Here is a 23,035-nt window from a genome sequence, read left to right as displayed (position 1 = left end):
GCTCGCGAATACGCTGCGTCATTGAGCCTTGGGGGCGACTGATACAGCGCTTTCGCGAGCAGGCTCGCTCCCACCAGAAACAAACCGATATCTGATCCTGAACTGCCCTTACTCTCGCCCAAGTTGACGCTTACGTAAAGGCGATTGACAGTCGATCTCTGGAAGCTTTACGTTAACGTAAAGCTGAACGCCGATTCGTCGTGCGCTCCACCCGATAAAAAAGCCAAAAGGTGCCTCATGAGCTATCCATCCCTGAATTTCGCCCTCGGTGAAACCATCGACATGCTGCGCGATCAGGTGCAGTCCTTCGTCGCCGATCAGATCGCCCCGCGTGCCGCGCAGATCGATCACGACAACCTGTTCCCCGCCGACATGTGGCGCAAATTCGGTGACATGGGCCTGCTCGGCATCACCGTGCCGGAAGAGTACGGCGGCGCGGGTCTGGGTTATCTGGCCCACGTAGTGGCGATGGAAGAAATCAGCCGTGGCTCGGCGTCAGTGGCGTTGTCCTATGGCGCGCACTCCAACCTCTGCGTCAACCAGATCAACCGCAACGGCAATCACGAACAGAAAAGCAAATACCTGCCGAAGCTGATCAGCGGCGAGCACGTCGGCGCCCTGGCGATGAGCGAGCCCAACGCCGGTTCCGACGTGGTCTCGATGAAGCTGCGCGCCGACAAACGCGGCGATCGCTTCGTACTCAACGGCAGCAAAACCTGGATCACCAACGGCCCCGACGCCAATACCTACGTGATCTACGCCAAGACCGACCTGGAAAAAGGCCCCCACGGCATCACCGCGTTCATCGTCGAGCGTGACTGGAAAGGCTTCAGCCGCAGCAACAAGTTCGACAAGCTCGGCATGCGTGGCTCCAACACCTGCGAGCTGTTTTTCGATGACGTCGAAGTACCGGAAGAGAACATCCTCGGTGTGCTCAACGGTGGCGTGAAAGTGCTGATGAGCGGCCTCGATTACGAACGCGTGGTGCTCTCCGGCGGCCCGACCGGAATCATGCAGTCGTGCATGGACCTGATCGTGCCGTACATCCACGACCGCAAGCAGTTCGGCCAGAGCATCGGCGAATTCCAGCTGATCCAGGGCAAAGTCGCCGACATGTATACCCAGCTCAACGCCAGCCGCGCTTATCTGTACGCGGTGGCCCAGGCCTGCGAGCGCGGCGAAACCACGCGCAAGGACGCGGCCGGGGTGATCCTCTACGCCGCCGAACGCGCCACGCAAATGGCCCTCGACGCGATCCAGATTCTCGGCGGCAACGGCTACATCAACGAATTCCCCGCCGGTCGCCTGCTGCGCGACGCCAAGCTCTACGAAATCGGCGCCGGCACCAGCGAGATCCGCCGCATGCTGATCGGCCGCGAACTGTTCAACGAAACCCGCTAAACGGAGCTGACCATGGCAACTCTGCACACTCAGCTCAACCCGCGTTCAGCGGAGTTCGCCGCCAACAGTGCGGCGATGCTCAAACAGGTCGACGCGCTGCACACCCTGCTCGCCCAAGTGGCGCAGGGTGGCGGTGTCAAAGCTCAGGAACGCCACACCTCGCGGGGCAAATTGCTGCCGCGCGAGCGCATCAATCGCTTGCTCGACCCCGGCTCGCCGTTCCTCGAAATCAGCCAACTCGCCGCCCATGCGGTTTACGGCGAAGACGTCCCGGCTGCCGGGGTGATCGCCGGGATCGGCCGCGTCGAAGGCGTTGAATGCATGATCGTCGCCAATGATGCGACGGTGAAAGGCGGCTCGTATTACCCGCTCACCGTGAAAAAACACCTGCGCGCGCAGACCATCGCCCAGCAGAATCGCCTGCCGTGCATCTATCTGGTGGATTCCGGTGGTGCCAACCTGCCGCGTCAGGACGAAGTGTTTCCGGACCGCGAGCACTTCGGGCGGATCTTTTTCAACCAGGCCAACATGAGCGCCATGGGCATCCCGCAGATCGCCGTGGTCATGGGTTCGTGCACCGCTGGCGGCGCGTATGTGCCGGCGATGGCGGACGAGGCGATCATGGTGCGCAACCAGGCGACGATTTTCCTCGCCGGCCCGCCGCTGGTGAAAGCCGCGACCGGCGAAGTGGTCAGCGCCGAAGACCTCGGCGGCGCCGATGTGCACTGCAAGACCTCCGGCGTGGCCGACCATTACGCCGAGAATGATGAACACGCCCTTGCCCTCGCCCGCCGCAGCGTCGCCAACCTCAACTGGCGCAAGCTCGGCGAGGTGCAGCAACGCACGCCGATTGCGCCGCTGTACGCCAGCGACGAGTTGTACGGCGTGGTTCCGGCTGACGCCAAGCAGCCATTCGATGTGCGCGAAGTGATCGCGCGGCTGGTCGACGGTTCGGTGTTCGATGAATTCAAAGCGCTGTTCGGCACCACGCTGGTCTGCGGTTTCGCGCACTTGCACGGCTACCCGATCGCGATTCTGGCGAACAACGGCATCCTCTTCGCCGAAGCCGCGCAGAAAGGCGCGCACTTCATCGAACTGGCCTGCCAGCGCGGCATCCCGCTGCTGTTTCTGCAGAACATCACCGGTTTCATGGTCGGCCAGAAGTACGAAGCCGGCGGCATCGCCAAGCACGGCGCGAAACTGGTGACCGCGGTGGCCTGCGCCAAAGTGCCGAAATTCACCGTGATCATCGGCGGCAGCTTCGGTGCCGGCAACTACGGCATGTGCGGTCGCGCTTACGACCCGCGTTTTTTGTGGATGTGGCCGAACGCGCGGATCGGCGTGATGGGCGCCGAACAGGCCGCCGGCGTGCTGGTGCAGGTCAAGCGCGAACAGGCCGAACGCAGCGGTCAGGCGTTCAGCGCCGAGCAGGAGACCGAGATCAAGCAGCCGATTCTCGACCAATACGAAGAACAGGGTCACCCCTACTACTCCAGCGCGCGGCTGTGGGACGACGGCGTCATCGATCCGGCGCAGACCCGCGACGTACTGGCCCTGGCCTTGTCCGCGTCGCTGAACGCGCCAATCGAACCGAGCCGCTTCGGCGTGTTCCGGATGTGATGGGGAGAATCTGATGAACGACTTCAATACCCTCGAACTGCAAAACGACCCACGCGGTTTCGCGACGCTGTGGCTCAATCGCGCCGAGAAAAACAACGCCTTCAACGCCGAGATGATCCGCGAACTGATCCTCGCTCTCGACAAGGTCGCCAGCGATTCGAGCCTGCGCTTCCTGCTGCTGCGCGGGCGCGGCAAGCACTTCAGTGCCGGCGCTGACCTGGCGTGGATGCAGCAATCAGCGGAACTCGATTACCACACCAACCTCGACGATGCCCGCGAGCTGGCCGAGCTGATGTACAACCTCGCCAAACTGAAAATCCCCACTCTGGCTGTGGTTCAGGGCGCGGCGTTTGGTGGCGCGCTGGGCTTGATCAGTTGCTGTGACATGGCGATCGGCGCCGATGACGCGCAGTTCTGCCTGTCGGAAGTGCGCATCGGCCTGGCACCGGCCGTGATCAGCCCGTTCGTGGTGCAGGCGATCGGTGAGCGTGCGGCGCGGCGCTATGCGCTGACGGCCGAGCGCTTCAGCGGGCAGCGGGCGCGGGAGATTGGCTTGCTCGCCGAAAGCTATCCTGCGGCGGAACTGGAGCAACAGGTCGAACAGTGGATCGACAACCTGTTGCTCAACAGCCCCGCGGCCATGCGCGCCAGCAAGGACTTGCTGCGCGAAGTCGGCAACGGCGCGCTGACCCCGGCCCTGCGGCGCTATACCGAAAATGCCATCGCGCGGATTCGCGTCAGCCCTGAAGGCCAGGAAGGCTTGCGTGCCTTCCTGCAAAAACGCCCACCGAACTGGCAAGCCGCATCCACCAAGGAGTCGCGTTGATGAGCGCACCTGTGATTACCACCCTGTTGGTGGCCAACCGTGGCGAAATCGCCTGCCGCGTGATGCGCACTGCCAAGGCTTTGGGCCTGACCACCGTCGCCGTGCATAGCGCCACCGACCGCGATGCGCGGCACAGCCGTGAAGCCGATATCCGTGTGGATCTGGGCGGCAGCAAGGCTGCCGAGAGTTATCTGCAAATCGATAAATTGATCGCCGCCGCCAAGGCCAGCGGTGCCCAGGCGATTCATCCCGGCTACGGCTTTCTCTCGGAAAACGCTGGATTCGCCCGCGCCATCGAAGCCGCCGGACTGATCTTCCTCGGCCCGCCCGCCTCGGCCATCGATGCGATGGGCAGCAAATCCGCCGCCAAAGCGCTGATGGAAAAGGCCGGCGTGCCACTGGTGCCGGGCTATCACGGCGAAGCGCAGGACCTCGACACCTTCCGCGAAGCCTGCGAACGCATCGGTTATCCGGTGCTGCTCAAGGCCACTGCGGGGGGTGGCGGCAAAGGCATGAAAGTCGTCGAGGATGTCAGCCAACTCGCTGAAGCCCTCGCCTCGGCGCAGCGCGAAGCGCAATCGTCGTTTGGCGACTCGCGGATGTTGGTGGAAAAGTATTTGCTCAAGCCACGTCATGTGGAGATTCAGGTGTTCGCCGATCAGCACGGCAACTGCCTGTACCTCAACGAGCGCGATTGCTCGATCCAGCGTCGGCACCAGAAAGTCGTCGAAGAAGCCCCGGCGCCAGGTCTGACGCCCGAGTTGCGCCGGGCAATGGGCGAGGCGGCTGTGCGTTCGGCGCAGGCGATCGGTTATGTCGGCGCCGGCACCGTGGAGTTTTTGCTGGATGCGCGCGGCGAGTTTTTCTTCATGGAGATGAACACGCGGCTGCAAGTCGAGCACCCTGTGACCGAAGCAATCACCGGGCTCGATCTGGTCGCCTGGCAGATTCGCGTCGCCCGTGGGGAAGCGCTGCCGATCACCCAGGCGCAGGTGCCACTCAATGGTCACGCGATCGAAGTGCGTTTGTATGCCGAAGATCCGGCGAATGATTTCCTGCCGGCCACCGGGCGTCTGGACTTGTACCGCGAATCGGCGCAGGGACCGGGGCGGCGGGTAGACAGCGGCGTTGAGGAAGGTGACGAGATTTCGCCGTTCTACGATCCGATGCTCGGCAAGCTGATTGCCTGGGGCGAAGATCGCGAACAGGCGCGCTTGCGTCTGTTGAGCATGCTCGACGAGTTTGCGATTGGCGGGCTGAGGACCAACATCAATTTCCTGCGCCGGATCATCGCGCATCCGGCGTTTGCGGCGGCAGAGCTGGATACCGGGTTTATCCCGCGCTATCAGGAGCAATTGCTGCCAGCACCAGCCGCGTTGACCGATGAGTTCTGGCAGGCGGCGGCGCAGGCGTTTGCGCAGAGTTTGCCGAAGCGTGCGCGGGCGGATGATCCCGCCTCCCCTTGGTCTTGCAGCAGTGGTTTGCGCGCAGGTTTGCCGGCGCAAATCACCGTGCATTTGAGTTGCGAGGGACAGGATCGCGCGTTGACCTTGAGAACTGCGGCCCATGCAGAACTGCTGGGCGAGGCGCTGACCGTCGAGCATGACGGCGTGCGCCGCACATTGCGGGCGATTCGTCAGGGCGGCGCGTTGTATCTGCAATGGGACGGCGAGTTGCGGCGCATCGAAGCGTTCGATCCGATCAGTGCCGTTGAAGCCAGCCACAGCCATCAGGGCGGTCTGACCGCGCCAATGAACGGCAGCATCGTGCGCGTGCTGGTCGAAACGGGACAGTCGGTTGAGGCCGGGGCGCAACTGGTGGTGCTTGAAGCCATGAAGATGGAACACAGCATCCGCGCGCCGCACGCCGGTGTGATCAAAGCGCTGTATTGCCAGGAAGGCGATATGGTCAGCGAAGGCAGCGCTTTGGTTGAACTGGAAGAGGGATGAAATAAAAGGATCGATCCTGGCCTTGAGCGAGGATCGATCCGTTCAATAACGCGCCGTTGCCTGAACCACCACGCCGATAATCCGGCATTCATCGGTTAACAGGGTTTTCGGCCAGGTTGGATTGAGCGGCACCAGGTAACGCTGGCCGGCCTGCTCGTCGAGTTTGCGGAAAATCGCTTCTTCGCTGTCCGGCCACTGGGCGATCACCAGTTTGCCAGGCACTGCCTCCAACTCTGGGTCAACCAGAATCAGCATGCCCTCGGCAACGCTCTGGCCGCTCGGCGCGGTCATCGAATCCCCCGTCACCGTCAGCCAGAACGCCGCACCGCCACGAGCGTGGTAATCCGTCAGTTCGAAGCGCTGCTTCGCTGATGCTCCGGGATAGGTCGCCGCAGTGTCACGCACTTCGCACGGTGCACGCCAATCGCAGACCGGATAACGGAAGTACGGGTTGTACTTCTGCGCCAGCGGCATCTCCTCTTCCGGCGTCGGCTGCGGTTCGCGGATCACCAGAACGACTTCGAGGAAGTCCATTCCCAGCGCCTTGAGCACGCGGTTCATTTCGGTAACACCGGGTTCGCGACGCTTGTTCAGCCAATGACCGATCCCGCCCTGGGACATGCCGACGCGCTCTCCGAGCTCTGTTTGAGTGACTTTGAGTTCACTCATCTTGGCCTTGACCAACTCAATCCATTTATCCATGTACCGCACCTTACGCGGACGTCTTCGACCGGCAAAACACATATTGTAGTATTTAAATTCTCGTCACAAATACAGGCGGTACTATCCTAAGGAAACGGACTTTCAATCGAACATGGAGTGACGTTTCATGATGAACATCAGCAGCAAAGACCTGCCCGATCTGCAAATCGACACCAGCTTCACCTCCCCTCAAGGCAATGCCGCCGCACAGCGCGCGCTGGACTACTACTTGAAACCGGCTGTTTCAGAACCCGAGACGGACGAACGTTTTTTCAATGTCAAAGGCCATCTCAGCGGCGAGGAAGCGCTGGTGCATGCCTCGGATCTGTTGCGATGTGCAGCCGCCACCGCGTTCAAGGCCGCAGAAAACCTGCAAGGCACCAGTCGCGATCTGGCCTTTTCGGTGGTGCACATGGTGGATATGGCGCGGGCGATGGTCGACCATTCGATCGACAACGACGAAGTCACGGCGGACAAGGTCCGGGCGGACAGGAAAGAATTTTCCCATCGCGCAGATAAAAACATTTGACTTGCAAATGATAATGATTATTATTGCAAGCAGCTGGTCGCGAGATCAGTCGATGGACCAGAGACCTTAGGTCGGTCTTCTGGACTATCTCCTCATCAGGCTAATCACGGTTTTTGACCCGGCTTTTTGCCGGGTCTTTTTTTGCCCGTTTTTCGGGCTTGTGTCTTCAGGCTAATGAAGTCTTTGGGTGCTGCAAATTCGATGGCGCGGATAATATCAAAAGAATATTGATTGGCAAGCCGAGCCCGGCGACATTGGGCAAAACTAATGGCAATCAGCACTTGAGAATCAATCGCATAGCCTCTAAGCTGCTGGCGCGTCACGGAAGACGCCCCCCGCTACGCCGGCAATTCCCCTCGGTTTCAGCCCTGCCTGCGTGTAAAGTACCGGTCATAAAAATCCTGTTCTGGAAGCGATTATGACCGTGGCCAAATCTTCGTTCGACATCAGCGCCAATTTCGACAGCGGCAATATCCAAGTCATCGACATCAGCAACCCGCTCAATCCGGTTCTGGCCATCCGCCCGGACACCCGCAGCGCTCATTTTCAGTGGTTCCACTTCAAGGCCAGCGGCCTGCATGTGCATCAGGAACACTGGTTTCGTCTGGTCAACGCCAGCCAGTCCTCCTATAACAAGGCCTGGACCGGCTATCAGGCAGTCGCTTCCTACGACCACGTCAACTGGTTCCGCATCCCCACCAGCTTCGAAGGCGACAGCCTGCGCTTCTGCCTCGAAGCCGAACAGACCCACGCCTGGTTCGCCTACTTCGAGCCCTACAGCCGCGGCCGCCACGACTGGTTGATCGAGCAGGCGCTGAGCAAGGCTGGCACCGAATTGCTGGCGACCGGCAAAAGTGTCGAGGGCCGGGACATTCAACTACTGCGCAAAGGCACCGGTGCCGAAGGCCAGCGCAAGATCTGGATCATTGCCCAGCAGCATCCGGGCGAGCACATGGCGGAATGGTTCATGGAAGGCGTGATTGAGCGTCTGGAGCGCCAGGACGATCCGGTATTGAACAAACTGCTGGCCAGCGCCGATCTGTATCTGGTGCCGAACATGAACCCGGACGGCGCCTTCCATGGCCATCTGCGCACCAATGCCATGGGTCAGGACTTGAACCGGGCCTGGCAGAACGCCAGCCAGGACATCAGTCCGGAAGTGCTTTTCGTCCAGCAGCAGATGGAAAAATATGGCGTCGATGCGTTTATCGACGTGCACGGCGACGAGGAAATCCCCCACGTCTTTACCGCCGGCTGTGAAGGCAATCCTGGCTTTACACCGCGCATCGAAAAGCTTGAAGAGCATTTCCGCAGCCATCTGAAGCACACCACCAAAGACTTCCAGACCACCTACGGCTACACCCGCGACGAACCGGGACAGGCCAACATGACCCTGGCCTGCAACAGCGTCGGGCAGAAATACGATTGCCTGTCGCTGACCCTGGAGATGCCGTTCAAGGACCACGACGACCACCCGGACAAGATCACCGGCTGGTCGGGCAAACGTTCCAAGCAATTGGGCAAGGATGTGCTGACCACCCTCGCCGACATGGTCGACACCCTGCGCTGATCCCCTCCTCTGTAACGACAAAAGATCGCAGCCGGCCTGCGATCTTTTGCTTTAAACCCGTCAGACGCGATCACGCCCGCGCAACATGCTGTCGAGTACTTCGTCACGACGCACCCAGCCATGAAACAGCGCCGCCGCCAGGTGCAGCAGCACCGTCAGAAACAGCAGATACGCCAGATAGCCATGGGACTTGCGCAGCACCGCAAACAGTTGCGCGTCAGCCGGCACAATCGACGGCAGATGCAGCGACGCCGTCAGCATCACCGGCTCGCCCGAGGCACTGATCATCGCCCAGCCGAGCAGCGGCAACACCAGCATCAACGCATACAACAAGACGTGGGAAGCCTTGGCTGCCAGCACCTGCCAGCCCGGCAGATCATCCGGCAGCGGCGGTTGGCGGGTGGTGAAGCGCACCAGCAGGCGCACGATCACCAGCGCCAGGATCGCGATGCCCAGTGGCTTGTGCAGATGTATCAGCCATTCATGGCGAGACGACACCGAAGTGACCATGCCTGCGCCGATAAACAGCATGGCGATGATCATCAGCGCCATCAGCCAGTGCAGCAGGCGCGCCAGCAAAACGAAATGCGTCGGTTGCTTGCTCATGGACGAGCCTCCTGTTTGGCGGCGGGCAACTGGCTGACTTCACTGGTGCGACGCAGGTAGGAATCGGCGTAGCCAGCAGAACGCGCGGCCAGCAGTGGATCTGCCGAGCCTTGAATCCCGGCCGGCAGCACCAGCGGGTCGTAGTTGATGTCGCGGCATTCACCGCTGAGCTGCGGCTGGGTTTTCTCCAGCACCAAAGTCCCGGCGTTCAGCACTTTGCGATTTGCGGGCCATGTCTTGCTGGCATCGTTGACCGGGTCGTCGGCGTTGGCCAGGGTAATGTTCAACTGGAAGCGCAAGGGTGCGGCGGCCAGGCGTTGCACCAGATCCTTCTCGAGAAAGTCCGCGCCTTCAGGGGCTGTGGCACCTGCCGCGTCCTGCGCCAACGGGGTCATGCTCCAGCGTACGGCCTGTTTTTTACCGTTGCCATCGACAAGATAGAACGCATTGATGCTGTTATAGGTTTCGGTCGCGTAGCTGGCCGAAGGCTTGGCGGTCTTCACCCACGTCAAGAACGGCACGGCTTCCGGGTGTGCAGCGAAGAACGCCGGCACCTTCGTCGGGTCGGGCTTGCCGGTGGCTGGATCCGGCGACTGCGCCTGCTGCAATTGGTAGAACGCTTCAGGCGTGCCCACCGGGAACACCGGCATGCTGTTCATGCCGGTGCGCCATTGCTGACCGTTCGCCTGGGTGAAGCGCAGCGCCAGACTGCGGATCGGTACGGCGCTGTCCGGCGCATAGGGATTGCCCGCCGGCAAGGCAAAACGACCCACCACCGGTGTCTGCGGCAGGTTGAACACTTGTGCGGTAGAGAATGCCCGCGCCTCGCCGCTGCTTTCGAAATGGCCGATCACGCAAACACCCTTGGCATGATTGCGACGAAAGCCGGGATGCACGCCGTTGTTCTTTTCCAGCACATCAACCAACGCTTTTGGCGTCAATCGTTGTGGGTCAAGGTTGCCATGCACGTAGGCAAACGCCCCGGCCACGGCGGCGACAATCACGGCAATGCCGCCCAGACGTAAAACCAGGCTCGCGGCGCTCAGTGGCTGGCGCGGCGGCCTGCCGGGCGGTGCAGCGTTGGGGGACGAGCGATCAACCATGAATATCTCCAGGCCATCGGCCACAAGTGGAAAGAGTCAGCAAGACGCACCCCGTCTGGGTTTATTCCACGGCGCGGTATTTATTTTTGCGCACGGGGAATAACCTGCGCTGACGGGCGTCTTCCTAGTCCACAGCGTAGCGACCAGCAGAAATTCATGAGCGAATTCGACGAACAGTTGAGAGAAATCATTCCCAGATTGCGCCGCTTCGCCGTGTCGTTGACGCGCAACAGCAGCAGCGCTGACGATCTGGTCCAGGCCAGCCTCGAGCGGGCGCTGTCGGCCTGGGGCGAGAAACGCGTTGAGGGCGACTTGCGCGCCTGGCTGTTTGCGATCCTCTATCGGCAATTTCTCGATGCGCACCGTCGTTCGCGGCGCTATGCGCGGATGCTGGAGTTTTTCACCGGTCGCGACGATGCCGAGCCGTCTGTGGAACGCACCGTGATTGCCCAGTCGACCCTGCAAGCCTTCGAACGCCTGCCCACCGAACAGCGCGCTTTGCTGCTGATGGTCTCGGTGGAAGGCCTGTCCTATAAAGAGGTCGCCGAGATCCTCGGCGCCCCGATCGGCACCGTGATGTCGCGCCTGTCCCGCGCCCGCCAGGCCTTGCGCCAACTCAGCGACGGCGAAATCAGCAGCCCTTCCTTGCGGATACTCAAATGATCAGCCTGCCTCCCAGCGAACGTGATTTGCACGCCTACGTCGACCACCAGCTCAGCGACGCCGATCGGCGCGTGCTCGAGACATGGCTGGCCAGCCACCCCGAAGAAGCGGCGCAGGTTCGCGCCTGGCAACGCGACGCCCAGCAGCTGCGCGCAGCGCTGAGTGGCGCCTTGCAGCAACCGGCCAATCCGGCGCTCGACCCGATGATGATTCGCCAGCGCCGCCGCCAGCAGTCCCGTCGCCACCTGGCCAGCGCGGCGGTGTTGCTCATTGCCGTGAGCATCGGCGGTTTCAGTGGCTGGCAGGCGCGGGAAATGACCCTGGTGCGCCCTGTGCAATTGCCGATGACTGACGCGTTGCAAGCCTATCGCCTGATCGCCCAGCAAGGCGTACTGCCCGCCGATTACAAGGTCGACAGCGACGGCGACATGCAGCGTTGGCTCGACCGCTACTTCAGCGGTGCCGGGCGCTTGCCGGACTTGAAAGCTGCCGGATTCGAGCCGGTCAGCGGGCGTTTGCTCAGCACCGATGAAGGCGCGGCGGCGATGGTGATGTATGAGGATGGCAGCGGTCACAAGGTCAGTTTCTACCTGCGTCCACCGGGGCCGAAAAACACCCTGCTGCCGCGTGGCTCGCGCAGCGATGGCGATCTGCAGGCCGATTACTGGTCAGGGCCGGGCTACAACTATGCGGTGGTCAGCCCGACCGACTCGCCGGCGGCGGAGTTGCTCAAGCAATCGCCACCGTTCTGATGGTGATATTTCATGGAGCCGACGCCCGGGCTCTGGTTACACTTGGGCCACCGCGCTCCCGGTGGAGCCCGCCCAATCGACAGGAGCCTGTCCCGCGTGCCCGCCCGAACGCCGAAACGATCACGACTGAGCCAACGCTGGCCGTTGCTGCGCCGCCTGTTCGGCAAAGGCCTGCCCGCCAGCGCCGGGCACGATGCTCATGCTGCGACCATCCGCGATTATTTCCGTGACAAGGCCAAAAGCCAGGGCTACACCCTCAGCCGCAGTCAGCAGCAAGTCATCGACTGCATGGCGCAGCAAGCCAGCGTGCTGCTCGGCGACAGCGGCCACACCCCGCCGAGTCTGTACCTGTACGGCGCCGTCGGGCGCGGTAAGAGCTGGTTGCTCGACGGTTTTTTCCAGGCGCTGCCGATCACGCGCAAACGCCGCCTGCATTTCCATCAGTTCTTCGCTCGGTTGCACGACGGCATGTTCCGTCATCGCCAGGAGGAAGACGCGCTGGAAATCACCCTGGATGAGTTGCTGGAAGATTGCCAGGTGCTGTGTTTCGACGAGTTTCACGTGCATGACATCGGCGACGCGATGCTGATCACGCGGCTGTTCAAGGCCCTGTTCAAACGGCAGATCATGCTGCTGGTGACCTCCAACTATGCACCCGAGGGCCTGCTGCCCAATCCGCTGTATCACGCGCGCTTCAAACCGGTGATCGAGCTGATCAACACGCGCATGCAAGTGATGGAAGTCGGCGGCGCCCACGACTACCGCGCACTCAACCGCCAACACACGCATCAAGTGTTTACCCAAGGACATTACGTTTGGCCGGCGACGGCAGCTCAACGTCAGACTCTGGACCTGCCACCGGCCGACGCGCCTGCCCTGGCCCTCGAAGTTGGCAAGCGCCAGCTTCAGGCCCGTTTTTGCCAAGGCCGGCGAGTCGCGTTCACCTTCAACGATCTGTGTGAACAGCCAACGGCAGTGATGGATTATCTGCAACTGTGCCAGCGTTTCGACCAGTGGATCATCGATGAGCTGCCGCAGCTCGGCGAATGTCCGATCGCCGTGCAGCAGCGCTTCATCAATCTGATTGACGTGCTCTACGATCAGGACAAACACCTGACCCTGCTCGGCCAACTGCCGCTGGGCCAGAGCCTGGAAGGTCACGCCATTGACCTGGCGCGCACGCGCAGCCGGTTGGGGCAATTGCAGGCAATCCACGAACCCAACTGACTCCCACCAGGTCCCGGGACAACTCAAAATCCGTTCAGCATCCGCTTTACCGCTATCATGTCGCCCATTCCAGCGCCCCCGCGTCGCTCCACCGATCAATAGCGAAACCAGACATGCACACCCTTGCTCAACTGCGCGCCGGCGAGCTGTCCGGCATCACCCGCCTCGACCTGTCCTGCGGGCTGACCGAATTCCCCAACGAAATTTTCCAACTGGCCGACACGCTGGAAGTGCTCAACCTCAGCGGCAACGCGTTATCCAGCCTGCCCGCTGACCTGCATCGCCTGACCCGCCTGCGCGTGCTGTTCTGCTCCGACAACCAGTTCAGCGAACTGCCGGCGTGCCTCGGCCAGTGCACCGCGCTGACCATGGTCGGCTTCAAGGCCAACCGTATCGTCAATGTGCCCGGTGCCGCCCTGCCGCCGCAGCTGCGCTGGCTGATCCTCACCGATAACCGCATCGAAAATCTGCCCAGCGAACTCGGTGAACGCCCCGCTTTGCAGAAGCTCATGCTCGCCGGCAATCGCCTGCAATCGCTGCCAGACTCCCTGCGTCACTGCCATCGGCTGGAATTGCTGCGCATCGCTGCCAATCAACTCAGCGAACTGCCGCAGTGGTTGCTGACCTTGCCGAGCCTGACCTGGCTGGCCTACGCCGGCAATCCGCTGGAGAACGAAGCCGATGCCGCTGCCCTTGAGGCCACGCCGCTGATCGACTGGTCGGCGCTGCGCCTGGAGCAGCAACTGGGCGAAGGCGCTTCCGGGGTGATTTCCAAGGCAGTCTGGCAGCGCGACGATGGCACGGCGCAGGCGGTTGCGGTGAAGCTGTACAAAGGCGAGATGACCAGCGACGGCTCGCCGTTGCATGAGATGAACGCCTGCATCACCGCAGGCCTGCACCCGAACCTGATCCGCGTCGAAGGGCGCATCAGCGGCCATCCCGATCAACAGCAGGGGCTGGTGATGCAACTGATTGATCCGAGCTTCGGCAATCTCGCCGGTTTGCCCAGCCTGGACTCGTGCTCGCGGGATGTTTATGCCGAAGGTTGCCGCTTCTCCGCCGAGGTCGCCCTGCGCGTCGCCAAAGGCATCGCCTCAGCGGCCGAGCACCTGCACCGCCAAGGTATCACCCACGGCGATCTGTATGGCCACAACATTCTGCTGAACGATCGCGGCGATTGTCTGCTGGGGGATTTCGGCGCGGCGTCGTTTCATGCCACCGGCGATGATGTGCAGACGCGCGCATTGCAGCGCCTGGAAGTCCGTGCGTTCGGTGTGTTGTTGGGGGAATTGCTGGAGCGTGTCGACTCAGGATTGAGTACGGAGCGGCGCGCGCAACTGCAGGCGCTGGAGCGACGTTGCTGTCAGACCGATGTGCTGGGGCGACCGGGTTGCAGTGAAGTAATCGAGGTGCTGGAGAATCTTTGACCGCTGCGCAGTCATTCGCGAGCAGGCTCGCTCCCACAATGGAATGTATTTCAAATGTGGGAGCGAGCCTGCTCGCGAAGAGGTCATTACTGGCGCGACAGATCAGCCAGCCAGACCAACAAACATGTCCTGCACGTCATCATGGTTGTCGAGGCCTTCGAGGAACGCTTCGACTTCAGCCATTTGCTCGTCGCTCAAGCCGCTGACCGGGTTCTTCGGCTGGTAGCCGAGCTTGGCCGAGAGCACGGTGAAACCTTGTTCGGGCAGGGCTTTCTGTACGGCATCGAGGTCGGTCGGGTCGGTGAGGAACAGCGTCGCGCCCTCTTCACCCGGCTCGAAATCCTGGGCACCGGCTTCGATCGCAGCCATTTCCGGATCGGCATCCGGGCTGTCCGGCGCGGCTTCGATCATGCCGACGTGGTTGAACATCCACGCCACCGAACCGGAAGCGCCCAACTGGCCCTTGCGGAACGCCACACGAATTTCCGCGACGGTGCGGTTGATGTTGTCGGTGACGCATTCGACGATCAGCGGCACCTGATGCGGCGCGAAGCCTTCGTATGTCACGCGATGGTATTGCACGGTTTCACCCAGCAGACCGGCGCCTTTCTTGATCGCGCGATCGAGGGTTTCTTTTGGCATCGAGGCTTTTTTCGCCTGTTCGACCACCAGACGCAGGTGTGCGTTGGTGGCGGTATCGGCACCGTTGCGCGCAGCAATGGTGATTTCCTTCACCAGTTTGCCGAAGATCTTCCCTTTGGCGTTGGCTGCCGCTTCTTTGTGTTTAACCTTCCACTGTGCGCCCATTACTCACTCTCTTGATCTGTGGCGCCGAGACATCTATTGGCCGACGCGTGGCGGCAAGTTTATACGGCCTAAAGTCGGCAATCGACCAAAAAAACAGCCGACGGAATCGACATCTTCACCAAAGCATGTAGGGGGATTCTGAAAAGCGCCTTTGACATGACCATTCAGGCCGACGGTTTCGTACCCTTGAAACCCCGTATCGCCTGACAGGGCCTGCTCGAATGCTCAATGACAAGGAAAGTCCCTTCACCCTTACGCTGACCGACAGCGGATTGCGCCTGCCGGTGGTGCGTTTTCGCGGCGAGGAAGCGCTGAACCAGCCTTACCGTTTCGACATCGAACTGCTCGGACTGGCCCCGGCCATCGTCCCGGGATCCTTTCTGCACCGGCCGGCCTTTCTGCGGCTCAGTGAGCAGCACGGGTTCCACGGCGTCATTTCCAGCGCCAGCTGCGAACATCGCGGAACCCATCGGGTCGGCTATCGACTGATTCTGGTGCCGCATCTGCAACAACTGGCGCATACGCACAAGCGCCGCGTGTTTACTCACCTGAGTACGCCGCAGATCATCCAGCAACTGCTCGAAGAACATGCTCTGCCAGCGCACAGCTACCGCATTGAAATGAGCGTCGGTCACTACCCGGCAAGGGCGTTTTGCATTCAGTACGAAGAAAGCGATCTGGCATTGCTGCAGCGGCTATGCGAAGAAGAAGGCATCCACTATCACTTCGAACACGGGCCGGACGGACACGTCGTGGTGTTCGCCGACGACAGCCTGAGCCTGCCGCAGGAACCGGTTGAAATCCCTTTCAATGCTGATGAGCAACCACCGTCGCCCTGCGTCAGCGCGCTCTATCAACAGCATCGCGCGGCGCCTGTACCGATGCTGCATGCGGTGCGCAATCGCGGTCAGCCAACCGGCAACGCCGAAGCCGCCAACGAGGTCTCGACCGAGTTGCCGATGCCCGCGCGATCGCCGGAACGTCTGTACGCCGAACAGCGCAGCCGGCGCCATCTGCAACGCCAGCGCTGCCAGTTGCGTTCCATTCACGGGCGCAGTGATTGCAGCGATTTGCTCAGTGGCCGACTGCTGCTTGTGGCCGACCACCCGATCCATCATTTCAACGAACAATGGCTGATATGCGCCGTGCGCCACCAAGGGCAGCACCCTTCGATTCTTGATCCGGCGCCAAGCGTTCAGCGTTATCACAACGACTTCACTGCGCAGCCCTGGTCGACCGATTTCCGTCCGCCACTCAAACAAACTCGCCCGAATATTGCCGGTTATCACTTGGCAAAAGTCGCGGGTGCGCCTGGGCAACCTGCGCAAGTGGACGAAAACGGCTGCCTCGCTGTAAGCCTGTGGCCGGCTGAGGATAAATCCGCCAGCGACGCCTTGTGGCTGCCGATCGCCATGAGCCGGCTCAGCGGCCCTGTCGCCATCGATCAATTACCGCGTGCTGGCAGTGAAGTGTGGGTGAGTTTCCTCGACAGCGATCCGGACCGACCGATCCTGTGCCTCAGCCACGCACGCCAGCCGCCGGAGCGCGAATCAGAACCCGCGCGCGACAGCCTGTTGCTCGACTGGCTGAGCCACCGCGCCGAGCATTGATCGGCGCTTCAGCCTTTGTCCGCCTTGCCCGCCGCCGCCGCGAATTTCGCCAGGCGCACGTCCAGATGCCGAGGCCGGCGCCCGTGATCTTCGGCGCGCTCCTTGCGGCGGATGGCGTTGCGCACCATCAGCGAGCCGAGGTAGCGGATGGGTTCCGGCGGGAAATAACCCAGCGGCCCGTTAACCAGCGGCGAACGGGTCCACGGGTTATCCAGGCCCTGCACCAGCGCGGCGAGAATCTGCCCGCCCATGTGACACGGGCCGACGCCGCTGCCGGAATAACCGAAGCCGTAAAACACATTGCCCGCCAAGCTCATCTGGCCGAAAAACGGCAAACCGGTCACCGAACGATCCGACGGGCCGTTCCACGTCGCGTCGATTTTGACCTCCGCGAACGCCGGGAAAAAATCCGCGAGACTGCGCTTGAGCAATCCGGCATAAGGCGACGGCTGATCGAACACCGGCAGCATCCGCCCGCCATAGGCGAAGGTGTTGCCGCCCTTGCCGAGCATGATCCGGCCGTCCGGGGTGTTGTGGTAGTAATGCACGAAAATCCGCGAATCGAGGACGCTGACGCCGCTGGTCAAACCGATTTGCTGCAGCAGCTCCGGACGCGGTTCGGTGATCAGCATGTCACTGGAAACAATCGCCACACTGCGCTCGAACTGAGGAAACGCGCGGGCCATCCACGCATTCATCGCCAGCACCACGCGGTCGGCGATGACCTTGCCGCTGGGTGTGTGGATGCGTGCCGGGCCGCCCTCTTCCAGACCGGTCATCGCCGTGCCTTCATGTATCTTCACGCCCAATTGCAGCGCCACCCGGCGCAGACCGCGTACCAGTTTGCCCGGTTGCACGCTGGCAGCCGCCGGGGAAAACCAGCCCTCCAGGTGTTTTGCTGAGCCAGCCATGCGCTGCACATCGGCGAGCGGGCGCTGGCTGAACGAGTTGATGCCATTACGCTCCAGCGCCGCGATCACCGCATCAGTTGCGCCGACCTGGGCGCGATTGGTCGCGGTGTACAGCGTGCCGTCGAGGCGGTAGTCGGCATCGACGCCGTACTGCTCGCAGAACTCGCCGATCGCATGGATGCTGCGCTCCGACTCCCTGACCAGACGCACCGCTTCTTCGACGCCGAACAAGCGCTCCAGGGTGAAATACTTGGCCGACCATGACAGTGCGCAACCACCGTTACGGCCACTGGCGCCGGCACCGCAGATGTCTGCTTCGATCAGCAGCACCTCCAGCTCCGGGTTTTGCTGCTTGAGCATGATCGCCGTCCACAATCCGGTGTAACCACCGCCAACAATGCACACATCCGTGCGCACCTCGCCTTGCAGCGGTGGACACTGCTCGGATGGGTCGGCCTGCAAGGCTTGCTCGAGCCAGAACGGTCGCATGGGAAATCTCCAGTCAGATAGCCACGACGCAGCCTGCCGCGCACCGCGCAGCAGGCCACGGGGCGAAGGGTTTCAGGAACGCAGCGGTTTGACGCTCAGCGGGCAGTTGGGGATCGCCGCGCGCGGCTCCATCACGCCGACCGGCCGACTGTTCCAGTGCGGAATCAGCACCAGCGCCGAGAACAGCGCGCATCCGGCGAAGACGATAAACACCGTCACCGAGTCGAAGTAGCCCGGCAGCAAACCGCCGAGCACCGCGCCAACGGAGCCGCAGCCGTTGACGAAACCGGCGGCGGTGGCACCGGCCTTGGCCTTGCCGAAATCGATGGCCGCCGCACCGCTGATCATCGAGTCCTGGCCATACAACGTCAGGCCCATGACGAACAGCAGCGCGACGACCAACAACACGCTGCCGGTGTTCAGCGCGGCCATGAACAACGCCAGCGTCACGGTCAGCGCCAGCAGACTCAGCACGCAGGCTGGCATGCGCCGGGCGCCGAAGAGTTTGTCCGAGGCCAGGCCGATCATGATCGGCCCGAGCAATCCGGCCAGTTCAAACGCGGTGGGAATGATCGCCGCGCCGACCTTGCCGACACTGGGCATCTGCTCGAAAACAATCACCGGGCCCCACAACAGAATCGCGTAGCGCGCCGGTTTCAACAGGAAATACGCCAGGCCCAGCACCAGCACCGTGCGGTTGCGCAGGATTTCCTTCAACGGCTCCCACACGCTGAGTTGGCTGTTGGCTGCGGTTTCTTCGGCGGTCAGTTCCGGCTCGGGCTCCACCGCCGGCAAGCCGACGTCTTCCGGTTTGTTGCGCTGGAAGATAAAGAACAGCACGGCGACCACCGCGACCACCGCCGCGCTGGAGATGAATGCCGCGTGCCAGGTGCCGACCAGCGTGTAGGCCCACCAGCCGGCGAACGGCGAGGCGACCAGACCACCAAACGCGTAACAGGAACTCCACAAGCCGAGCACCCGCCCGCGCTGCTCTGACGGGAAGAAGCTGCCAAGGTTTTTACACAGCCCGGACCAGCCAGTGGACTGCGCCAAACCTTGAATCAACATGCACGTGGCGAAGATCGGCAATGTAGCGAAACTGCCCATCACCAGCGCCGCAGCGGCGGATATCAGCAAACCGCCAAGCACTACGACTCGCGGGCCAAAGCGATCGGCGAGCATGCCCCAGGTGAACTGTCCGAGGGCATACGCCGCCAGATAGATCGCGTCGAGGTTGGCCATGGCCATTTTGTCGAGGGTGAAATCAGGGTCTTCGGCGATGCCCAGTTTGGCTACCGAAAATGCTTTGCGGGTGAAATAGAACGCGGCGTACGCGAGCCAGGTAATAGCGAAAATCTGCACGCGCCAACGCGCCAGGGTGCCGATGTGCTTGTTCATGGTGGTTCTGACCTCAGGGTGTGAGTGTGCCGGCAGAATCGATTAAGAAAAACGCCTGTGTTTTTTATTGTTGAGCACTGCGTTACCGCCCCTTCCCTTCGGCGATAGCGGTCAGATGAGTCTGCTGTTGCACGCACAGGCTCATGGGCCGGCGCTGCTGTTCGACCGAACAGTCAGCGATGGCGTGAGCCGATCAAAGCAATTACTGTTTAATAAATAAAATCGATTTATCGTATTTCACAAATAAGCCGAGCTTGTTACTGGAGCCACCATGTCCGTCTCTCACGCCCAACTCAAAGCGTTCCACGCGGTGGCCGTCCATGGCAGCTTCACCCGCGCCGCCGAGCGGCTTTATCTGACGCAACCGGCGATTTCCGACCAGGTACGCAAACTCGAAGAACGCTTCGGCGTGCTGCTGTTTCACCGCAATAAACGTTCCGTACGCCTGACCGACTTGGGCGAGCGCCTGCTGGCGATCACCCAACGCCTGTTCGTGATCGAAGCCGAAGCGCAGGAATTGCTGCAGGAATCCCAGGCCCTGCAGACCGGCAGCCTGATTCTCGCGGTGGACGCGCCGATCCACGTGTTGCCGCAGATCGCGCGGTTCTGCGAACGCTACCCGGGGATCAGCGTGAAAATCGAAACCGGCAATACCGATGAATCGCTGTTTCGCCTGTTCAACTATCAGGCCGATCTGGCGCTGCTCGGCCGCGACGTGAGCGATGAACGCTTGCTGTGCGTGCCGTTGCGCAACGATCCGATGGTGGCGTTCGTTTCGCGCAATCATCCGTGGGCCGAACGCGAATCGATCTGTCTGGCCGATCTGGATGACACGCCACTGGTGCTGCGTGAGATCGGTTCAGTAACCCGGCAGACCCTGGAAGAGGAAATGGCCCGAGCGGGCTTGCGCATTCGCCCGGCGATTCAGGTTGAAGGCCGGGAGGCGGCGCGCGAAGCCGTGGTGGTGGGAATCGGGGTTGGTGTGGTTTCAGCGGCGGAGTTCGGCGCCGACTCACGGGTCTGCGCGTTGCCGATCACCGACTGCACGAGGCGCCTGACCGAAACCCTGGTGTGCTTGCGCGAACAGAGTTCGCGGCGGGTGGTGGCGACGTTTCTCGATATGGTTCGCGAGAGCCTGACCTGACTCACTCCCTGTCCTGATCGTTCCCACGCTCTGCGTGGGAATGCCTCAACGGACGCTCCGCGTTCGGCTTTGGATGGGACGCAGAGCGTCCCCGGGCTGCGTTCCCACGCAGAGCGTGGGAACGATCACGGTGCGGCTAGCGCCAGATCAAAAAACGCCTGAATCAAGCGCAACTCGCGCCGGCGCTCCATGCAGCCAATCATGTGCCGGTTCATCAGCCCTTCCCCGGCAATCGGGATCGCCACCACGCGCGGGTCATGACTGACCTCCACCGATGACACCACACCGACCCCCAACTCGGCCGCGACCGCTTCGGTCACCGCCTCGCGACTGTCCAGCTCCAGCAACACCCGCGGCTGAATCGACGCCTGCATACACGCCTGGTCAAACGTGCGCCGGGTAATCGAACTTGGCTCGCGCAGGACCATGATCACTTGGTCCAGCTCCTTGAGTGTCATTTCCCCGGAGCGATTTGCCCAGCGATGCCCCGCCGGCACCAGCGCGCAGATCCGCGATTCGCTCAGCGCTTGCAGATGCAGGCCCTTGCGCGGCTCGACCTCGGTCAGCACCGCGACATCGGCGTGTTCCGACAACAGCGCCGCCAGGGTTTCCTGCGCGTTGCCCAGACGCAGGTTGACGGTGATCCCCGGATAGCGCGCGCGCAGGCTTGCCAGCATCGGCATGACCATGTGCGGCCCATCCGCCGCCACCTCCAGACGCCCGGTCAGTAACTGCCGATTGGCCTCGAGCAGCGTCTGCGCTTCTTCCGCCAGGCCGAACATGGCGCGGGTGATCGCTGCCAGTTTGGTGCCCTCCTCGGTCAGTTCCACCCGTCGCGCGGTGCGCCGCAGCAAGGTGATCTGGTAATGCTCTTCCAGTGCCTTGATGTGTCCGGTGACTGCCGGCTGGCTGATGAACAACCGCGCAGCCGCGCGGGTGAAGCTGCCTTCGCGGGCCACGGCATCGAAGGCGCGCAGCTGAAACAGATTCATGGATAACCCTTACTGATGGCTGGCATAACAACAAACAATTTGATTGATGCAGCGGCGAATTGCAACGTAGGCCCCGTAGCTTCATCCCACAGCGTTTTCGCGAGGACACACGAATGAGTACCGCCGCACCGATTCTGCTCACTCCCGGCCCGTTGACCACTTCGGCCCGCACCCGTCAGGCCATGATGGTCGACTGGGGTTCGTGGGATGACCGCTTCAACCAGCTGACCGCCAGCCTGTGCGAGCAATTGCTGGCCATCCTCAACGGCGCCGCCAGCCACCATTGCGTGCCGTTACAGGGCAGCGGCACCTTCGCCGTCGAAGCGGCGATCGGTACGCTGGTGCCGCGCGACGGCAAAATCCTCGTGTTGATCAATGGCGCGTATGGCAAGCGCCTGGCGAAGATATGCGAAGTGCTCGGCCGCTCGTTCAGCACCTTCGAAACCGCCGAAGACGAACCGACCACCGCCGCTGACGTCGACCGCTTGCTGCGCGCCGACGCTGACATCACCCACGTGGCGCTGATCCACTGCGAAACCAGCACCGGCATTCTCAATCCGCTGGCCGAGATCGCCGAGGTCGTCGCGCAACACGGCAAACGCCTGATCATCGACGCCATGAGCTCCTTCGGCGCATTGCCCGTGGATGCGCAAAAAGTACCGTTCGACGCGCTGATCGCCGCCTCCGGCAAATGCCTGGAAGGTGTACCGGGGATGGGTTTTGTCTTCGCCCGCAAGGAATCACTGGCCGCATCTGCCGGTAACTCGCACTCGCTGGCGATGGACCTGTACGACCAGCACGCCTACATGATGAAAACCGGGCAATGGCGCTTCACCCCGCCCACCCATGTGGTCGCGGCGCTGCACGAAGCGCTACTGCAATACAGCGAAGAAGGCGGCCTGCCGGCGCGGCATGCGCGTTATGCGGCCAACTGTCAGGCGCTGATGGAAGAGATGAACAAGCTCGGCTTGCGCAGCTTCCTGCCGGCGGCAATTCAGGCGCCGATCATCGCGACTTTCCATGCGCCGCAGGATCCGCGTTACCAGTTCAAGGAGTTCTATGAGCGGGTCAAGGCCAAGGGTTACATCCTCTACCCCGGCAAACTGACCCAGGTCGAAACTTTCCGCGTCGGCTGCATCGGCCACGTCACCCCGGACGAAATGCGCCAGGCCGTAGCAGCAGTGGGTGAAGTGCTGCGCGAGATGGAAGTGCTCGACATTTAAGCCCCACCACAAATCCCCTGTGGGAGCGAGCCTGCTCGCGAAAGCGTCGTCCCAGGCGACACATAGGCTGATGTCAGACCGCTTTC

General features: G+C 61.9%; 21 protein-coding genes. 13 read left to right on the top strand and 8 right to left on the bottom strand.

All coding sequences use genetic code 11. The features are described from left to right. Positions 1-237: 237 nt before the first annotated feature. Genes QMX86_RS20340 through QMX86_RS20325 form a run of 4 tightly spaced genes read left to right on the top strand, consistent with a single transcriptional unit; the run spans position 238 to position 5,796 of the window. A complete protein-coding gene (locus QMX86_RS20340) occupies positions 238-1,401 on the top strand; it encodes an isovaleryl-CoA dehydrogenase (RefSeq protein ID WP_122703736.1) in 1,164 nt (387 codons plus the stop codon). A gap of 12 nt (positions 1,402-1,413) precedes the next feature. Continuing rightward, a complete protein-coding gene (locus QMX86_RS20335; RefSeq protein ID WP_130929523.1) occupies positions 1,414-3,021 on the top strand; it encodes a carboxyl transferase domain-containing protein in 1,608 nt (535 codons plus the stop codon). A gap of 13 nt (positions 3,022-3,034) precedes the next feature. Next, positions 3,035-3,847, top strand: coding sequence for a gamma-carboxygeranoyl-CoA hydratase (locus QMX86_RS20330; RefSeq protein WP_016775313.1), 813 nt, complete (start codon positions 3,035-3,037; stop codon positions 3,845-3,847). After that, the gene (locus QMX86_RS20325; protein WP_282385367.1) at positions 3,847-5,796 is read left to right on the top strand and encodes an acetyl/propionyl/methylcrotonyl-CoA carboxylase subunit alpha; all 1,950 of its coding nucleotides are present in this window, start codon (positions 3,847-3,849) and stop codon (positions 5,794-5,796) included. Before QMX86_RS20330 ends, QMX86_RS20325 begins: the two co-directional genes overlap by 1 nt. 42 nt (positions 5,797-5,838) lie before the next feature. On the opposite strand, the gene QMX86_RS20320 is transcribed toward QMX86_RS20325, so the two are convergent. Continuing rightward, the gene (locus QMX86_RS20320; protein ID WP_282385369.1) at positions 5,839-6,498 is read right to left on the bottom strand and encodes a S24 family peptidase; all 660 of its coding nucleotides are present in this window, start codon (positions 6,496-6,498) and stop codon (positions 5,839-5,841) included. A gap of 130 nt (positions 6,499-6,628) precedes the next feature. Here QMX86_RS20320 and QMX86_RS20315 point away from each other — a divergent pair, with 130 nt between their 5' ends. After that, positions 6,629-7,027: a DUF3077 domain-containing protein gene (locus QMX86_RS20315; protein ID WP_038862224.1), complete on the top strand. Its 399-nt coding sequence runs from the start codon at positions 6,629-6,631 to the stop codon at positions 7,025-7,027. 104 nt (positions 7,028-7,131) lie between these two features. On the opposite strand, the gene QMX86_RS20310 is transcribed toward QMX86_RS20315, so the two are convergent. Then, the gene (locus tag QMX86_RS20310; RefSeq protein ID WP_073471324.1) at positions 7,132-7,350 is read right to left on the bottom strand and encodes a hypothetical protein; all 219 of its coding nucleotides are present in this window, start codon (positions 7,348-7,350) and stop codon (positions 7,132-7,134) included. Between the two features lie 95 nt (positions 7,351-7,445). Here QMX86_RS20310 and QMX86_RS20305 point away from each other — a divergent pair, with 95 nt between their 5' ends. Next, a complete protein-coding gene (locus QMX86_RS20305) occupies positions 7,446-8,597 on the top strand; it encodes a M14-type cytosolic carboxypeptidase (protein WP_073471325.1) in 1,152 nt (383 codons plus the stop codon). 60 nt (positions 8,598-8,657) lie between these two features. Here the strand turns inward: QMX86_RS20305 and QMX86_RS20300 are convergent, their stop codons facing one another. Together QMX86_RS20300 and QMX86_RS20295 are read right to left on the bottom strand one after the other, a co-directional pair. Next, a complete protein-coding gene (locus QMX86_RS20300; protein WP_122703730.1) occupies positions 8,658-9,203 on the bottom strand; it encodes a cytochrome b in 546 nt (181 codons plus the stop codon). Then, positions 9,200-10,306, bottom strand: a complete 1,107-nt coding sequence (locus QMX86_RS20295; RefSeq protein WP_073471326.1) for a catalase family peroxidase — start codon at positions 10,304-10,306, stop codon at positions 9,200-9,202. The genes QMX86_RS20300 and QMX86_RS20295 overlap by 4 nt, the downstream gene beginning before the upstream one ends. A gap of 156 nt (positions 10,307-10,462) precedes the next feature. Between QMX86_RS20295 and QMX86_RS20290 the strand changes: the two genes are divergently transcribed. The 4 genes from QMX86_RS20290 to QMX86_RS20275 all read left to right on the top strand — a co-directional run bounded on the left by QMX86_RS20290 (position 10,463) and on the right by QMX86_RS20275 (position 14,375). Continuing rightward, entirely contained in the window at positions 10,463-10,969 is a 507-nt protein-coding gene (locus QMX86_RS20290) for a sigma-70 family RNA polymerase sigma factor (RefSeq protein ID WP_282385379.1), read from the top strand. Next, positions 10,966-11,721, top strand: coding sequence for an anti-sigma factor (locus QMX86_RS20285; protein WP_282385381.1), 756 nt, complete (start codon positions 10,966-10,968; stop codon positions 11,719-11,721). Before QMX86_RS20290 ends, QMX86_RS20285 begins: the two co-directional genes overlap by 4 nt. A 96-nt stretch (positions 11,722-11,817) precedes the next feature. Continuing rightward, positions 11,818-12,948 (top strand): cell division protein ZapE, encoded by a 1,131-nt coding sequence (zapE, locus tag QMX86_RS20280; protein ID WP_122750578.1) that lies wholly within the window; start codon positions 11,818-11,820, stop codon positions 12,946-12,948. Positions 12,949-13,061: 113 nt separating this feature from the next. Next, complete coding sequence (locus tag QMX86_RS20275) at positions 13,062-14,375, top strand: protein kinase (protein ID WP_282385385.1); 1,314 nt, start codon at positions 13,062-13,064, stop codon at positions 14,373-14,375. A 102-nt stretch (positions 14,376-14,477) separates the two neighbouring features. Here the strand turns inward: QMX86_RS20275 and QMX86_RS20270 are convergent, their stop codons facing one another. Next, positions 14,478-15,182, bottom strand: coding sequence for a YebC/PmpR family DNA-binding transcriptional regulator (locus tag QMX86_RS20270; protein ID WP_016775324.1), 705 nt, complete (start codon positions 15,180-15,182; stop codon positions 14,478-14,480). Positions 15,183-15,403: 221 nt separating this feature from the next. Between QMX86_RS20270 and tssI the strand changes: the two genes are divergently transcribed. Next, on the top strand, positions 15,404-16,792 hold the full coding sequence (gene tssI / locus QMX86_RS20265) for a type VI secretion system tip protein TssI/VgrG (RefSeq protein ID WP_282385387.1): 1,389 nt from the start codon (positions 15,404-15,406) through the stop codon (positions 16,790-16,792). Between the two features lie 8 nt (positions 16,793-16,800). Here the strand turns inward: tssI and QMX86_RS20260 are convergent, their stop codons facing one another. Next, on the bottom strand, positions 16,801-18,192 hold the full coding sequence (locus QMX86_RS20260; RefSeq protein ID WP_282385389.1) for an FAD-dependent oxidoreductase: 1,392 nt from the start codon (positions 18,190-18,192) through the stop codon (positions 16,801-16,803). 72 nt (positions 18,193-18,264) lie between these two features. Beyond that, complete coding sequence (locus tag QMX86_RS20255; RefSeq protein ID WP_282385391.1) at positions 18,265-19,590, bottom strand: MFS transporter; 1,326 nt, start codon at positions 19,588-19,590, stop codon at positions 18,265-18,267. Positions 19,591-19,861: 271 nt separating this feature from the next. Here QMX86_RS20255 and QMX86_RS20250 point away from each other — a divergent pair, with 271 nt between their 5' ends. After that, the gene (locus tag QMX86_RS20250) at positions 19,862-20,734 is read left to right on the top strand and encodes a LysR family transcriptional regulator (protein WP_110645473.1); all 873 of its coding nucleotides are present in this window, start codon (positions 19,862-19,864) and stop codon (positions 20,732-20,734) included. A 125-nt stretch (positions 20,735-20,859) separates the two neighbouring features. Here the strand turns inward: QMX86_RS20250 and QMX86_RS20245 are convergent, their stop codons facing one another. Beyond that, a complete protein-coding gene (locus QMX86_RS20245) occupies positions 20,860-21,726 on the bottom strand; it encodes a LysR substrate-binding domain-containing protein (RefSeq protein ID WP_243242073.1) in 867 nt (288 codons plus the stop codon). A gap of 113 nt (positions 21,727-21,839) precedes the next feature. Between QMX86_RS20245 and QMX86_RS20240 the strand changes: the two genes are divergently transcribed. Beyond that, complete coding sequence (locus QMX86_RS20240) at positions 21,840-22,949, top strand: 2-aminoethylphosphonate--pyruvate transaminase (protein WP_073471334.1); 1,110 nt, start codon at positions 21,840-21,842, stop codon at positions 22,947-22,949. The last annotated feature ends 86 nt before the right edge of the window (positions 22,950-23,035 follow it).

This window comes from Pseudomonas sp. PS01270 (assembly GCF_029959775.1).
GTDB lineage: Bacteria > Pseudomonadota > Gammaproteobacteria > Pseudomonadales > Pseudomonadaceae > Aquipseudomonas > Aquipseudomonas atacamensis.
This window is presented reverse-complemented; position numbering and strand designations above follow the sequence as displayed.